Genomic DNA, 14,041 nt, shown 5'->3' on the forward strand with positions numbered 1-14,041 from the left:
CGACGATGGCCGATCCCAGATTTTTCGACCGGACCGGCCCCTGCCGGCTGGGTGAGCTGGCGGAGCTGGTCCAGGCGACGCTGGAAGGCGATCCGGACCTGCTGATCGAGGACGTGGCGAACCTGGCCTTGGCGGGCCCGGCCGACCTGTCGTTCTTCGACCACCGCCGTTATGCCGCCGATCTCGCCGCCACCAAGGCCGCCGCGGTGGTGGCCAGGCCTGCCAATGCCGAGGCGATCCCGGCCGGCAAGGCCCGGCTGCTGGTGCGCGACCCGCAGCTGGCGATGGCGCTGATCGCGGCGCGCTTCTACCCGGGCGAGCTGGCGCAGGACGGGGTGCCCGGCGAGACCCGCATAGCGCCCGGCGCCCATGTGGATCCCAGCGCCCGGCTGGGGGCTGGCGTCGAGGTGGGCCCGGGTGCCGTGGTCATGGCCGAGGCGGAGCTTGCCGAGGGCGTGCAGGTGGCGCCCAACGCCGTGATCGGCAGCCATGTCCGGATCGGCGCCTGGAGCCGGATCGGCGCGGGTGCTACCCTGTCCCACTGCCAGCTCGGCGCCCGGGTGGTGATCCATCCCGGGGTGCGGATCGGCCAGGACGGGTTCGGCTTCGCCATGGGCGCCAGCCACCGCAAGGTCCCCCAGCTCGGCCGCGTCCTGGTGGAGGACGACGTGGAGATCGGCGCCAACAGCACGGTCGATCGCGGCAGCGGCTCGGACACGGTGATCGGCCGCGGCAGCAAGATCGACAACCTGGTGATGATCGCGCACAACGTGCGGATCGGCGCGCACTGCGTCGTGGTCGCCCAGTCGGGCATTTCCGGCAGCACCTCGATCGGCGACCACAGCGTGCTGGCGGCCCAGTCCGGGGTGACCGGGCACCTGACCATCGGGCCGCGCGTCCAGCTCGCCGCGCGCAGCGCCGTGAAGGACGACCTGCCCGGCGACGCCATCTATGGCGGCGCCCCGGCAGTGCCGGTGGGCGAGTGGCGGCGGCAGGTCGCGGCGGTCCAGATGCTTGGCAGAAGAAAGAAGAGAGGAGACGGCCGGTGAGCCAGCAGGGTCGGTTCGAGCCGGGTACGCCGCTTCCCGACATCGACTATACGGGCGTCCTCCAGCGGATCCCGCATCGCTATCCCATGCTGATGGTCGACGGGGTGACCGAGATCGAGGCGTTCAAGCGCGCGGTCGGCATCAAGAACGTCACCTTCAACGAGCCGTTCTTCCAGGGCCATTTCCCCAGCGACCCGATCATGCCGGGCGTGCTGGTGATCGAGGCGCTGGCCCAGGCGGCGGCGGTGCTGGTGGTGGCCTCGCTGGGTCCGGACTTCGAGGGAACCCTGGTCTATTTCTCCACCGTGGACGAAGTGAAGTTCCGCCGCCCGGTCCGTCCGGGCAACCAGCTCAAGCTTGAGGTGGTGCTCGAGCGCTCCAAGCTGATGATCTACAAGTTCCGCGGCCGCGCCATGGTCGGCGACAACCTCGCCACCGAATGCTCGTTCTCCGCCAAGGTGATGGCGGGGGGACGCAGCGGTGGCTGAGATCCATCCCACCGCGATCGTCGACAAGAAGGCCGAGATCGCCCAGGACGTGGAGATCGGCCCCTACTGCATCGTCGGGCCGAACGTGACGCTGGAGGCCGGCTGCAAGCTGGTGGCCCACGTGGTGCTGGACGGCCATACCACGGTGGGCGAGGGCACCCGCATCCACCCGTTCGCCTGCATCGGCCAGCCGCCCCAGCACCTGCGCTACAAGGGCGAGCCGTCCACCATCACGATCGGGCCGCGCTCCTGGATCCGCGAGCACGTCACCATCCATCCCGGCACCGAGGGCGGGCGGATGGCGACCACGGTGGGTGCGGAGTGCCTGCTGATGGCCAGCATCCACATCGCCCATGACTGCATCGTCGGCAACGGCGTGGTGATGGCCAACAACGCGACGCTGGGTGGCCATGTCACGGTCGGCGACTATGCCTTCCTGGGCGGCCTTTGCGCGGTGCACCAGTTCGTGCGGATCGGCCAGTACGCCATGCTGGGCGGGCTGTCCGGGGTCGAGAACGACGTGATCCCCTACGGGCTGGTGATGGGCAACCGGGCGCACCTGTCCGGGCTGAACAACGTGGGCATGAAGCGGCGCGGGGTCAGCCGGGACGAGATCCGCCAGATGCGCAACGCCTACCGCACCCTGTTTGAGGGCGAGGGCGCCTTTGCCGACCGCCTGAACGAGGTGGCCGAGGTGTTCGCCGACCAGCCCAGGGTGATGGAACTGGTCGACTTCATCCAGAAGACCTCCTCGCGCGACCTCTGCCACCCCCGGGCCGGCGACCGTCTGCTCTGACCGGAAAGAACGGCACCTCCTTGGCCCCCAGGCTCGCGATCGTCGCCGGCAGCGGCCCGATGCCTAGGCGTCTGGCGGACAGCGCGCGCGCGGCCGGCCGCGACGTGTTCATCCTGAACCTGGACGGTGTCACCGACCCGGCCACCGCCGACGGGCTGCCCAGCGCCACGGTCGGGATCGGCCAGCTGGGCCGGGCGATTGAGATCCTGCACCGCGAGAACATCGCCGAGATCTGCATGATCGGGCCGGTCAAGCGGCCGTCCCTGTCGGCGATCGGGCTGGACAAGCGCGCCATCGCGCTCCTGCCCAGGCTGATCCGCCAGGGACGGGGCGACGACGCGCTGCTGCGGGTCGTCGTGGGCGAGCTGGAAGGCGAGGGCTTCCGGGTGGTGGGCGCCCACGAGGTCGAGGCTTCGCTGCTGGCGCCCGCCGGCCGGCTCGGCCGCCACGCCCCGGATGCCGAGGCCGAGCAGGACGTGGCGCTGGGCGTCCGGGTCGCCCGCGCGCTGGGCGCCCTGGATGTCGGGCAGGCCGTGGTGGTCCAGCAGGGCCAGGTGATCGGCGTGGAGGCGGTCGAGGGCACCGACCGGCTCCTGGAGCGCTGCGGCGCGCTGCGCCTGGCCGGGCGCGGCGGGGTGCTGGTCAAGCTGAAGAAGCCGCAGCAGGAGCGGCGCGCCGACCTGCCGACGGTCGGCACCGACACGGTCGCCCGGGCCGCCGCAGCCGGCCTAGTCGGGATCGCGATCGAGACCGGCCAGACCCTGCTGGTCGACCGGGAGGCCACCATCGCCGCCTGTGACGCGGAAGGCCTGTTCCTGCTCGGCATCGATCCCGGGCCATGAGCGCGCTGGTGCCGGACGAGAAGCCGTTTTGCCTGTTCGTGGTGGCGGGCGAGCCGTCCGGCGACCAGCTGGCCGGGCGGTTCGTCCAGACCCTGCGCCGGCTCCTGGCGCCCCGGCCGGTGGAGGTCCACGGCGTGGGCGGCCCCCGCCTGGCGGCGCTCGGGCAGCGGACCCTGCTGCCGCTGGAAGACTTGGCGCTGATGGGCTTTGCCGAGGTGCTGCCCAAGATCCTGGCGATCCGCCGGCACCTGCGCGACGTCGAGGCGGCGGTGCGCCGGCTCCAACCGGACCTGCTGCTGACCGTGGACGCGCCGGGCTTCAACCTGCGCCTCCTGGAGCGGCTGCGCGACCTGCCGGTGCGCAAGGTGCACTACGTGGCGCCGCAGGCCTGGGCCTGGAAGGAGGGCCGGGCCAGGAAGCTGCCGGGCCTGGTCGACCATGTGCTCTACATCCTGCCGTTCGAGCCGGCCTTCTTCGACCGGTTCGGCGTGTCCGGCAGCTTTGTCGGCCATCCGGTGGTCGAGGAGCCGGCCGAGGCACCGGACGGCGGCCGCTGGCGCGCGGCCAACGCGGTGCCGGCCACCCGCCGGCTCCTGTGCCTCCTGCCCGGCAGCCGGCGCTCGGAGGTGAGCCGGCACCTGCCGATCCTGCGCGAGGTGGCGGCCGACCTGGCGGTCGATCATGCCGATCTGGGGGTGGTGCTGCCGACCGTGCCCTCGGTCGAGGCGCTGGTGCGGGAAGGGGTGGCGGACTGGCCGGTGGCGGCGCATGTCACCACCGACCGGGAGAACCGCTTCGACCTGTTCGCCGCCTGCGACGTGGCGATCGCCGCGTCCGGCACGGTGACGCTGGAACTGGCGCTGGGCTCCTGCCCGACCGTGGTGATCTACCAGACTTCGGCGGTCTCGGCCTGGATCGCCAGGCGGCTGGTGAAGGTGCGCTATGCCGCGCTGGTGAACCTGATCGCCGGCCGGGAGGTGCTGCCGGAACTGCTGCAGGAGGCCTGCACCGCGCCGGCGATCGCCCGGGAGGTGTCGCTCCTGATGGAGGACCCGGACGAGGCCCAGGCGCAGCGGCGGGCGATGGGTGCCGTGGTGCGCTCGCTGATGCCGCCGGGCGGCTGGCTGCCGAGCGAGGCGGCGGTGCGGGCGGCGCTGGGGCCAATGCTGCCGGATCCAGGCCATGGCGCCGAAGCTGGCGACACGATCTAGCCGAGCAGGCGACGAGCGATTGCATGGACTACGAGATCGATGGCAGCGCCCTTGTGGTCGCTGTCGCCGATGAACCAGGCTGCCGATAAGCCCGTCCACGCGACGATCCAGCGAAGGAGCCGCCCAGGCTCGACCCCTGTTGCCTCGATCACGACATCCAGCCGGGCTTCCAGCCGGCCCGGCAAGGTGGCGAGCGGCCGGTCCGGATCGCTGAGATCCGGGTTGGTGAACATGTTGGCGTAGTCGAAGGTTCGCTCGCCCAGCAGCCCGTGGGGGTCGATCGCCAGCCATCCCCGCTCGCCGAAATACAGCACGTTCTCGTGGTGGAGGTCGCCATGGAGCGGACACACGGCCTGTGGGTCCGCCAGGAGCTGGCGTGCCGTATCGGCGGCGGGGACAAGCGCCGCGTGTGCCGGGGTAAGCTGGAAGAGCGGCTGGAACCAGGCTTCCAGCGGGTGCAGATCCGGGATCGGGCGGTGCTGCGCTGCATGCAGCCGGGTCGCGGTGCGGCAGAGGATCCGGCAGGCTTCGTCATCCTGGCCCGACCATGCCATCTGTGCGAGACCGGGGGTGCCGGCTGCCGCCCGTTCCATGAGCAGGGCGTCCGTGGACGAGGCGAAGATCCTGGCGGCGCCCTGGCCATCCCACCAGGTCATGAGGCGATAGCCCGCCTGCTCGTCGGGCATGCGAGCGACCTTCAGCATCCTGGGCGAGCCCTCGTGCCGTACCGGAACAACCCAGCTGGACCGGGTCGTCCGCAGGGGGGCGTCCGGGACCAAGCGCCACGCCTCCAAGAACTTCCTGACCTTCGGCGGGAGGGCAGCAGGCACGCTCAAGGAAAGCTCACCTCAGCTGGCTGTCCGCTACGGGACAGGCTATCCGAAAGGACTGCCCGAGCGAACGCGCCCAGACCCTCGCGAGCCTCGCTTCCGCACGCCTGGGATGAGCTGGACCGGCCATGCGCGCCCTTCGGGCCGACACCGTCTACTCGGCGGCGCGAAGGGCGGCGCCGGCGGCCCGTGCGGCGGCCAGGATCTCGGCCTCGCTCACGTTGATGCCGGTGCGGGCCTGGGCCAGGGCGGTGTTGTAGGCGAACTCGTCGTAGGGATTCACGGCATCGACCACCAGCCGGCCCTCGCCATAGCCGGCGATCACCGCCTCGGCCAGCGCCGCGCAGTGCAGCGACCGGCCGGCACCGACATGGACGATCCCGCCCCGGCGCCTGGTCGCCAGCGCCGCGATCATGGCGGCCGCCTGGGCCACCGGGACGAAGTCGCGCCGGGTCGAGCCGGCCATGTCGAAGCGGATCAGGCCCTCCCGCTTCAGCCGGTCCAGCATGGCGCCGAAGAAGGTGGAGCGGCCGGGCCACTCGAAGCCGAACACGTTGGACAGGCGCAGGATGCACAGGCGCTGGCCCAGCAGCACCTGGCCCGCCTGCTCCAAACGGAGCTTGTTGCGGCCATAGGCCGAGGCCGGTGCCGGGAGATCGCTCTCGCGCAGGCGCCGGCCCTCGGCCGGGCCGTAGACCGCGCGGCTGGACAGCATGACGTAATGGGCCGGGTGGCGGGCCAGCCGGGTCAGGAGCAGGTGCTCCACATCATCCGCCAGCCGCCAGGCCTCGGTGCCGATGCCGGCGGCCCGGCCGGCATGGATCACCAGCTCGACCCCCTCCAGGGGAACGTCCGGGATCGCCTGGTGCGGCACCGGCGCGGCGTCGGGCAGGGCCGCCAGCAGGTGGCGGCCGATGAAGCCGGAGGCGCCGGTGACCAGGATCCGCACCGCCCCCTCCCGTCAGGCCCGCACGGCCTGGCGCGGCTCCACCACCACCCGGCGGCCGCGCACGCCCAGCACCAGCTCGCCGCGCTTGAGCGCCAGGGCCTTCTCGCCGAACAACTCGCGGCGCCAGCCGGACAAAACCCGGGCATCCGGCTGGTCGTCCAGGGCCACCGCCTCCAGGTCGTCGCCGTTGGCGATCAGCCGGGGCGAGATGTCGTTCTCGTCGGCGACCTGCTTGAGCAGGACCCGCAGCAGGTCGACGATCGCCGGGATGCCGCGCGGCAGGTCCTTGACCGGCTCCAGCACCGGCAGCTCCGAGGCGGGCAGCTTCAGCGCCTCCGAGATCGCGTCGGCCACCGCCTGGGCGCTGGCGCGGTCCAGGGAGACCCGGGGCAGGTCCTTCAGCGCGTCCACCGTGGTCGGCCGGTTGGCGGCGATCTCCATCAGCACGTCGTCGCGCACGATCCGCTGGCGCGGCAGGTCCTTGGCCCGGGCGACCCGCTCGCGCCAGGCGGCCAGGGCCTGGACGATGGCGATGAAGCGGGTGTCGCGCGAGCGGACCTTCAGGCGCCGCCAGACCGTTTCCGGGTCGACATCGTACAGGCTGGGATCGAACAGGGCTGCATGCTCGTCCTCCAGCCAGTGGCGCCGGCCGGCCTTGACCATCTCCCGGTCGAGCTTTTCCCAGATCTCGCGCAGGTGGATCACGTCGCCCAGGGCGTACTGGACCTGGTTTGGCCGCAGCGGGCGGTGCGACCAGTCGGAGAAGCGCGAGCTCTTGTCGACCTTGGCCTTGGTCAGCCGGGTCACCAGCGCCTCGTAGCCGACCTCCTCGCCGTAGCCCAGGATCATCGCGGCGATCTGGGTGTCCACCAGCGGGGCCGGCAGCTTGCCGTCCATCAGGTGCCAGAAGATCTCCAGGTCCTGGCGCGCCGCGTGCATCACCTTGAGGACGTTCGGGTTCGCCATCAGCTCCAGGAGCGGCGCCAGGTCGATCCCCGGGGCCAGCGTGTCGATCGCCACCGCCTCCTGCGCGCCGCCCAGCTGCACCAGGCACAGCCTGGCGTAATAGGTCTTGTCGCGCATGAATTCGGTGTCGACGGTGACGAAGTCTTCGTCCGCCAGCCGCGCGCAGACATCGGCGAGCGACGCATTATCCTGGATCAGCATTCGGGTATGGAATCCACGGGCAGGGAGAGGCTTGCTTTACGTGCGTGGTCGGTGAGGCTAGACGCGCGATCGAGATATCCGGTCGGACCGGAGGATACGAGGAACAGATGCATCTTTACCGCACCCACACCTGCGGCCAGCTTCGCGCCGAGGATGTCGGCAGCACCGTCCGGCTGTCGGGCTGGGTCCAGCGCAAGCGCGACCACGGGCAACTCCTGTTCATCGACCTGCGCGACCATTACGGCATCACCCAGCTGGTCTTCCAGCCGTCCGCCGGGTTCTTCGACGAGGCGTCGAGGGTCCGGGCGGAGAGCGTGATCACCGTGACCGGCAGGGTGGTGGCCCGCGAAGCGACCACCGTCAACCCGGCACTGCCGACCGGGGCGATCGAGGTGGTGATCGAGAGCCTGAACGTGGAGAGCCAGGCCGACACGCTGCCGCTCGAGGTGGCGACCGACCGGGACTATCCGGAAGAGACCCGGCTGCGCTACCGCTTCCTCGACCTGCGCCGGCAGAAGATCCACGACAACATCGTGCTGCGCTCCAAGATCATCACCTCGCTGCGCCAGCGCATGGTCGCCCAGGGCTTCACCGAGTTCCAGACGCCGATCCTGACCGCGTCCAGTCCTGAGGGTGCCCGCGACTTCCTGGTGCCGTCGCGCCTGCATCCCGGCCATTTCTACGCGCTGCCGCAGGCCCCGCAGCAGTACAAGCAGCTGCTGATGATCAGCGGCTTCGACCGCTACTTCCAGATCGCCCCCTGCTTCCGCGACGAGGACGCCCGCGCCGACCGCAGCCCCGGCGAGTTCTACCAGCTCGACGTCGAGATGAGCTTCGTCACCCAGCAGGACGTGTTCGACGCGGTCGGACCGGTGATCCATGGCGTGTTCGAGGAGTTCAGCGACTGGGAGGTTACGCCCTACCCGTTCCCGCAGATCACCTATCGCGACGCGATGCTGCATTACGGCTCGGACAAGCCGGACCTGCGCAATCCGATCAGGATCCAGGACGTGACCGAGGTGTTCGCCGGCAGCGGCTTTGCCGTGTTCGCCCGGGCGATCGAGGGCAAGGGTGCGGTAGTGCGCGCCATCCCGGCCCCGGGTGCGGCCGCGCAGCCGCGCTCCTATTTCGACAAGATGGTGGCGTTCGCGCAGAGCCTGGGTGCGCCCGGCCTTGGCTACATCATCTTCCAGAATGGTGCTGCCAAGGGGCCGGTCGCCAAGTTCCTGGACGAGGAGCGGCTGGCACGGCTGAAGGATCTCGCCGGCCTTGCCGACGGCGACGCGGTGTTCTTCGTCTGCGACCAGAAGGCCGGCGCGGAGAAGCTGTCCGGGCAGGTGCGGGTCCAGGCCGGCGAGCAGCTCGGCATCTGCGAGAAGAACGCCTACCGGTTCTGCTGGATCGTCGACTTCCCGATGTTCGAGTACGACGAGGACCTCAAGCAGGTGGTGTTCTCGCACAACCCGTTCTCGATGCCCCAGGGCGGCATGGAGGCGCTGAACGGCAAGGACCCGCTGGAGATCAACGCGTTCCAGTACGACATCGTCTGCAACGGCATCGAGCTGTCCTCGGGCGCCATCCGTAACCACCGGCCGGACATCATGTTGCGTGCCTTCGAGGTGGCGGGCTATGGCCGCGAGGAACTGGAGAACCGGTTCGGCGGCATGTTCCGGGCGCTGCAGTACGGCGCCCCGCCGCATGGCGGCATCGCCCCCGGCGTCGACCGGATCGTGATGCTGCTGGCGGACACGCCCAACATCCGCGAGGTCACCGCCTTCCCGCTGAACCAGCAGGCGCAGGAACTGGTGCTGGGCGCGCCCTCCACCGTGTCCGACAAGCAGCTCAAGGAGCTGAACCTGCAGCTCAGCCCGCTGGCGCGCGAGAAGCTGCGCGGCGACAAGGAGCCCGCCCCGGCCAAGCCGGCCGAGGATTTCGCGGCGCCCAACTGAGCCCGGGCGAAGGGGCCGCCCGCGCGGGCGGCTCCTCGCTTTCCCCGGCGCCCGACGCTCAGTCCTGCAGGGCGTCGGCCTGGGCGTCGGCCACGGTCGGCAGTTCCTCGAACCATTCCTGGTGGGTGCGGGCCAGCGTGCAGGCCTGCTCCACGTCGCCCATGGCGATGGCGTCCACCAGCGGCTGGTGGGTCTCGGCGATGGCCAGCAGGTCCAGGCCGGGCGCCAGCAGGGTGATGATGGTGCGGGTCTCGATCTGCAGCGACGTCCACATGCTGAGCAGGAGCGCGTTGCCGGACGCCTCGACGATCTGGCGGTGGAACGCCACGCTGTGCGTGCACATGGCGTCCAGGTCGCCGGCCTGGGCGGCAGCGCGCATCGCATCCACGCTGGCCTGCAGCCGCCGCGTGTCCTTGGCGAGCCTGGGGGTGGCCAGCCGGGTGGCGGCTTCCTCCAAGGCACCTCGCACCACGTAAACCTCGCGCAGGCCGGCCTCGGAGAAGTCGCGGACGATGGTGCCGCGATGCGCCCGGGTGGTGACGAAGCCGATCGCCTCCAGTTCGCGCAGGGCCTCGCGCACCGGGGCCTGACTGGTCCCGAATTCCTCGGCAATCCGCATCTCGACCAGGCGCTCGCCTGGCCGGATCCGGCCGGAGGTGATCCGGCTGACCAGCGCGTCCTTGATCTGCTCGCGCAACGTCTTGCGTTTGACTGCCACGGCCACTCCAAGCAGGCGTTCTTCGGCCCGGTCGATCATGCCTGGACCTTAGCGGCGCCGCGCGCACCGAGATAGGGGCGGATGGCCCGTTGACAAGCTGCATCGATTATCGATAATCAAATCGATCCAAACTGTCCGGAGGATCCGGGGACGCGGCTGGCCGCGGCATCCAGGCAAGTCCGGACAGTCGATCGACAGCAACGTGAAGAACAGGGCCGGCTCCGCCAAGAGAAGCCGGAAGATCAGGGGTGGCGCAGCCGCGATGACGGCTGGCCGTGAACCAAGGGAGGCGTCGCGATGCTGACGTCCTTGCACCTGCCGCGCGACGCCGCGGAGGCGGCGCTTCTGGCTGCCCAGCCCGGCAGCGCCGTGCTTGCCGGAGGAACCGTCGTGATGCCGGCCGTCAATGCGGGAGCCCATGGCTGGACCCAGCTGGTCTGCCTGGCGCGCAGCGTCCTGGCGGGGGTGCGGATCGAGAACCGCCGGGCGCAGATCGGCGCCGCCACCACCCTGGCCGAGATCGGCCGCCACCCGGAGCTGGAATTCCTCCAGGCGGCCATCGAGAGCATCGGCTCGCCCAACCTGCGCAACCTCGCCACCATCGGCGGCAACCTGTTCGTGGCGCAGCCCTACGGCGACCTCGCCGTCTGCCTCCTGGCGCTGGAGGCGACGGTCGCGGTGCAGTCCACCGAGGGTGTGCGCGAGCTGCCGGTCGAGGCGGTGATCGCGGACGGGGTGGGCGACGGCATCGTGGTCTCGGTGGGGTTCGAGCTGCCGGCCCAAGGGAGCTGGTTCTACCGCAAGGCCATGCGCCGCCAGCAGAACTCCGGGGCGATCGTGACCATCGCTGCGTGGCTGCCGGTCGAGGACGGCAAGGTCGCGAAAGCCCGGGTGGCGCTGGGCGGCTGCGGGCCCAGGCCCAGGCGGGCGCCCAGCGCGGAGGCGGCGCTGATCGGGCGAAAGCTCGATGCCCAGGCGGTCGAGGCGGCGGCGGCAGTGATCGGCGGGGACGCAGAGCCGTTCACCGACGCCCTGGCCAGCGCCTGGTACCGGGCGCGGGTGCTGCCGGTGCATTTCCGCCGCGCCCTCCTGGGCGAGTGACCACCCGACCCGCTTTCCTTGGGGGAAACCTGCGATGCGATCCACCGCGATTGCGATCGACGTCAACGGCCAGGAGCAGGAGGCGCTGGTGCGGCCGGCGACCACGCTGCTGGCGCTCCTGCGCGACCAGCTGGGCCTGACCGCCGCCAAGCGCGGCTGCGAGCAGGGCGGCTGCGGGGCCTGCTGCGTGCTGCTGGACGGCAAGCCGGTGATGAGCTGCCTGGTCCCGGCCATGGCCGTGGACGGCCGCTCGGTGCGTACCCTGGAGGGGCTGGCGCATGGCGAGGAGCTTCATCCGGTCCAGGAGGCGTTCCTGGAGGAATGGGCCACCCAGTGCGGCTTTTGCACCTCGGGCATGATCATGACCGCGCTGGCGCTCCTGGAGGAGCGGCCGGACCCCAGCCGCGACGAGGTGGTGCGGGCCTTGTCCGGCAATGTCTGCCGCTGCACCGGCTATGAGGCGATCATCGACGCGGTGATGGCGGCGGCGGGGCGGATGCAGGCGCCGATGCGCCAGGCGGCGGAGTGAGGCGATGACCAGGCTGGAAGGCATCGACCGCAGCTTCTTTGTGCCGGAGAACAACGAAGGGCTGGACGTGGTGGGCACCGCGGTGCCGCGGGTGGACGCCCGCGGGCATGTTACCGGGCGGACCCGCTACTACGAGGACTGGTCGTTCCCGGGCATGCTGCACCTGAGAATCGTGCGCTCCACCCGGCACCACGCCCTGATCCGCAGCGTCGACCAGCGCGCGGCGCTGGCGGTCCGGGGCGTGGTCCGGATCCTTTCCTGGCAGGACGTGCCGAACAATTGGTACACGATCCTGCGCCTGATCGGGGTGCAGCCGGACGACGAGCCGGTGCTGGCCGAGGACCGCGTGCTCTATGTGGGCGAGCCGATCCTGGCGGTGATCGCCGAGAGCGCCGAGGCCGCGGCGCTTGCCGCCGACAAGGTCGAGATCGAGTACGAGGACCTGCCGGCGGTGTTCGACGTCGAGGCGGCGGTGGCACCGGGGGCACCGCTGGTCAATCCCCGCCAGGGCAACAACTGGTTCACCTACGAGGGCCATCACTGCCGTCGGATCCGCTTTGGCGACGCCGACGCGGCGCTGGCATCGGCCGACCATCGCTGGCGCTATCGCTACGACAGCTCCCCGATCGAGCATGCGCCGACCGAGACCACCGGCTGCATCGCCAAGCCCGAGGGTAATGGCCGGATCACCGTCTATTCCAACACCCAGGCGCTCTACTTCACCCTGGACAACAGCGCGCTGACGCTGGGCATCCCGTTCAGCCGGCTGCGGATGATCGGCGGCACGGTGGGCGGCGGGTTCGGCGGCAAGGTCGACGTGATGGTCGAGCCGCTGGCGATCCTGGCGGCGATGCAGACCGACCGGCCGGTGAAGTTCGCCTACAGCCGGGCCGAGGAGATGCAGGTCTCCTCGCCGCGGGCGGCCGAGCGGATCTATATCGAGGACGGGGTGATGGCGGACGGCCGGATCGTCGCCCGCAAGGTGACCCTTTATGTCGATGCCGGCGCCTATGCCCGGCACTCGCCCTACGGCACCACCAAGGCCGCGGCGCACATGCCGGGGCCCTACACCATCCCGAACGTCCATGTGGACGCCTTCTGCGTGTTCACCAACCGCACGCCGTCCTCGGCGATGCGCGGGTTCGGGGTGACGATCGGCGACTTCGCCCTGGAGAGCCAGATGGACCGGATCGCCCGGCATCTCGGCATGGACCCGCTCCAGCTGCGGCTGATCAACGCCTATCGCGACGGCGACACCAAGGCGCACCGCAAGAAGGTCAGCGGCGCCGCCCTGGTCGAGGTGATCCAGGCGGCGGCCGGCGAGACCGGCCAGGAACTGCCGGCGCGCTTTACCGCGATGAGCTCGACCCGGCGGGAGGAGAGCGCCCATGGCTAGGCTGCACGGCCGCGGCGTGGCCGCGGTGAACTACCCGACCGGCATGAACCTGGGCGGCGACCCGTCCCAGGCCCTGGTCCACGCCACCACCACCGGCGGCTTCGTGATCACGCTCAGCTCGGTCGACCTTGGGCAGGGGATCAAGACCGTGGCGGCGCAGATCGCGGCGGAGACGCTGGGGGTACCCTGCGACACTGTCTGGGTCGACACCGCCGACACCGACACCGGCCCGCACTGCATGGGCACCTTCGCCTCGCGCGGGACCCACCGGATCGGCAACGCGGTGATCATGGCCGCCAAGGAGGCGCGCGCGGTGATGCTGGAGGCGGCCGCCGAGGAGCTGGAGGTCGATCCGCTGGACCTGGAGACCGACGGCAAGGGCAGGATCCAGGTCAAGGGCGCACCGGAGCGCTCGATCTCGGTGCTGGACGTGGCGCTGGCCGCCCACTTCAAGCAGGGCCGCACCATCTCCGGGCGTGGCATCTTCCTCAAGCCCAAGTCCGAGCCGGTGCCGGAGACCGGCGAGATGGACCCGGACAGCTGTCAGGCCCATGCCTGCACCATCGCCGAGGTCGAGGTCGACGACGAGACCGGCGAGGTGACGGTGCTCTCGCTGGTCAACGCCTACGAGGTCGGCCGGGCGATCAACCCGGCCATGGCGCACCAGCAGATCGTGGGCGGCGCCTGGATGGGCATCAGCCATGCCCTGTTCGAGACCACCGAGCCCTACTACCCCGACCGCAGCCACGGGCCGACCGACTTCGCCAGCTACCTGATGCCGGGCCCGGCCGACTGCGCCCGGATCAGCTCGGTGATCATCGAGCGGCCGGCCGAGAACGGGCCCTACGGCGCCAAGGGCATCGGCGAGATGACCGCCAACTCGCCGATCCCGGCGATCGCCAACGCGATCTTCGACGCCACCGGCGTGCGCGTGGAATCGCTGCCGATCACCCCGGAAAAGATCCTGCGCGGCCTGGACGCGCTCAGGACGGCCTGACGGCCGGAAACCCATCTTC

The 14,041-nt window shown here is 70.6% G+C and carries 14 protein-coding genes; 10 read left to right on the forward strand and 4 right to left on the reverse strand.

Annotated features, from left to right (window positions below; all coding sequences use genetic code 11):
- The first annotated feature begins 5 nt into the window (after window positions 1–5).
- The 5 genes from lpxD to lpxB are packed head-to-tail and all read left to right on the forward strand — an operon-like array spanning window position 6 to window position 4,386.
- Complete coding sequence (gene lpxD / locus GEMRO_RS0119515; RefSeq protein ID WP_027135356.1) at window positions 6–1,049, forward strand: UDP-3-O-(3-hydroxymyristoyl)glucosamine N-acyltransferase; 1,044 nt, start codon at window positions 6–8, stop codon at window positions 1,047–1,049.
- A complete protein-coding gene (fabZ, locus tag GEMRO_RS0119520) occupies window positions 1,046–1,537 on the forward strand; it encodes a 3-hydroxyacyl-ACP dehydratase FabZ (RefSeq protein WP_051329257.1) in 492 nt (163 codons plus the stop codon). The genes lpxD and fabZ overlap by 4 nt, the downstream gene beginning before the upstream one ends.
- Window positions 1,530–2,333, forward strand: a complete 804-nt coding sequence (lpxA, locus tag GEMRO_RS0119525) for an acyl-ACP--UDP-N-acetylglucosamine O-acyltransferase (protein ID WP_027135358.1) — start codon at window positions 1,530–1,532, stop codon at window positions 2,331–2,333. The genes fabZ and lpxA overlap by 8 nt, the downstream gene beginning before the upstream one ends.
- 20 nt (window positions 2,334–2,353) lie before the next feature.
- On the forward strand, window positions 2,354–3,175 hold the full coding sequence (locus GEMRO_RS0119530) for an LpxI family protein (protein WP_027135359.1): 822 nt from the start codon (window positions 2,354–2,356) through the stop codon (window positions 3,173–3,175).
- Complete coding sequence (gene lpxB / locus GEMRO_RS30650; RefSeq protein ID WP_051329258.1) at window positions 3,172–4,386, forward strand: lipid-A-disaccharide synthase; 1,215 nt, start codon at window positions 3,172–3,174, stop codon at window positions 4,384–4,386. Before GEMRO_RS0119530 ends, lpxB begins: the two co-directional genes overlap by 4 nt.
- Here lpxB and GEMRO_RS0119540 read toward each other — a convergent pair.
- From GEMRO_RS0119540 to rnd, 3 genes are all read right to left on the reverse strand, one after another.
- Window positions 4,383–5,222 carry an APH(6)-I family aminoglycoside O-phosphotransferase gene (locus tag GEMRO_RS0119540; protein WP_035485647.1) on the reverse strand — a complete coding sequence of 280 codons (840 nt, stop codon included), beginning with the start codon at window positions 5,220–5,222 and terminating at the stop codon, window positions 4,383–4,385. The two genes, lpxB and GEMRO_RS0119540, sit on opposite strands and share 4 nt — an antisense overlap.
- A 148-nt stretch (window positions 5,223–5,370) precedes the next feature.
- Entirely contained in the window at window positions 5,371–6,165 is a 795-nt protein-coding gene (locus GEMRO_RS0119545) for an NAD-dependent epimerase/dehydratase family protein (RefSeq protein WP_027135361.1), read from the reverse strand.
- A 12-nt stretch (window positions 6,166–6,177) separates the two neighbouring features.
- Window positions 6,178–7,332, reverse strand: coding sequence for a ribonuclease D (rnd, locus tag GEMRO_RS0119550; RefSeq protein WP_035485650.1), 1,155 nt, complete (start codon window positions 7,330–7,332; stop codon window positions 6,178–6,180).
- Window positions 7,333–7,439: 107 nt separating this feature from the next.
- Here rnd and aspS point away from each other — a divergent pair, with 107 nt between their 5' ends.
- Complete coding sequence (gene aspS, locus GEMRO_RS0119555) at window positions 7,440–9,281, forward strand: aspartate--tRNA ligase (RefSeq protein ID WP_027135363.1); 1,842 nt, start codon at window positions 7,440–7,442, stop codon at window positions 9,279–9,281.
- A gap of 58 nt (window positions 9,282–9,339) precedes the next feature.
- Here aspS and GEMRO_RS30655 read toward each other — a convergent pair whose 3' ends face one another.
- Window positions 9,340–9,999: a GntR family transcriptional regulator gene (locus tag GEMRO_RS30655; protein ID WP_169728417.1), complete on the reverse strand. Its 660-nt coding sequence runs from the start codon at window positions 9,997–9,999 to the stop codon at window positions 9,340–9,342.
- 297 nt (window positions 10,000–10,296) lie between these two features.
- On the opposite strand from GEMRO_RS30655, the gene GEMRO_RS0119565 reads away from it, so the two are divergent.
- The 4 genes from GEMRO_RS0119565 to GEMRO_RS35715 are packed head-to-tail and all read left to right on the forward strand — an operon-like array spanning window position 10,297 to window position 14,022.
- The gene (locus tag GEMRO_RS0119565; RefSeq protein WP_035485653.1) at window positions 10,297–11,100 is read left to right on the forward strand and encodes an FAD binding domain-containing protein; all 804 of its coding nucleotides are present in this window, start codon (window positions 10,297–10,299) and stop codon (window positions 11,098–11,100) included.
- Between the two features lie 34 nt (window positions 11,101–11,134).
- On the forward strand, window positions 11,135–11,629 hold the full coding sequence (locus GEMRO_RS0119570) for a (2Fe-2S)-binding protein (RefSeq protein ID WP_027135365.1): 495 nt from the start codon (window positions 11,135–11,137) through the stop codon (window positions 11,627–11,629).
- A 4-nt stretch (window positions 11,630–11,633) separates the two neighbouring features.
- Complete coding sequence (locus GEMRO_RS35710; protein ID WP_035485656.1) at window positions 11,634–13,025, forward strand: xanthine dehydrogenase family protein molybdopterin-binding subunit; 1,392 nt, start codon at window positions 11,634–11,636, stop codon at window positions 13,023–13,025.
- The gene (locus tag GEMRO_RS35715; RefSeq protein WP_027135367.1) at window positions 13,018–14,022 is read left to right on the forward strand and encodes a xanthine dehydrogenase family protein molybdopterin-binding subunit; all 1,005 of its coding nucleotides are present in this window, start codon (window positions 13,018–13,020) and stop codon (window positions 14,020–14,022) included. The genes GEMRO_RS35710 and GEMRO_RS35715 overlap by 8 nt, the downstream gene beginning before the upstream one ends.
- The last annotated feature ends 19 nt before the right edge of the window (window positions 14,023–14,041 follow it).

It is taken from the genome of Geminicoccus roseus DSM 18922, from assembly GCF_000427665.1.
GTDB lineage: Bacteria > Pseudomonadota > Alphaproteobacteria > Geminicoccales > Geminicoccaceae > Geminicoccus > Geminicoccus roseus.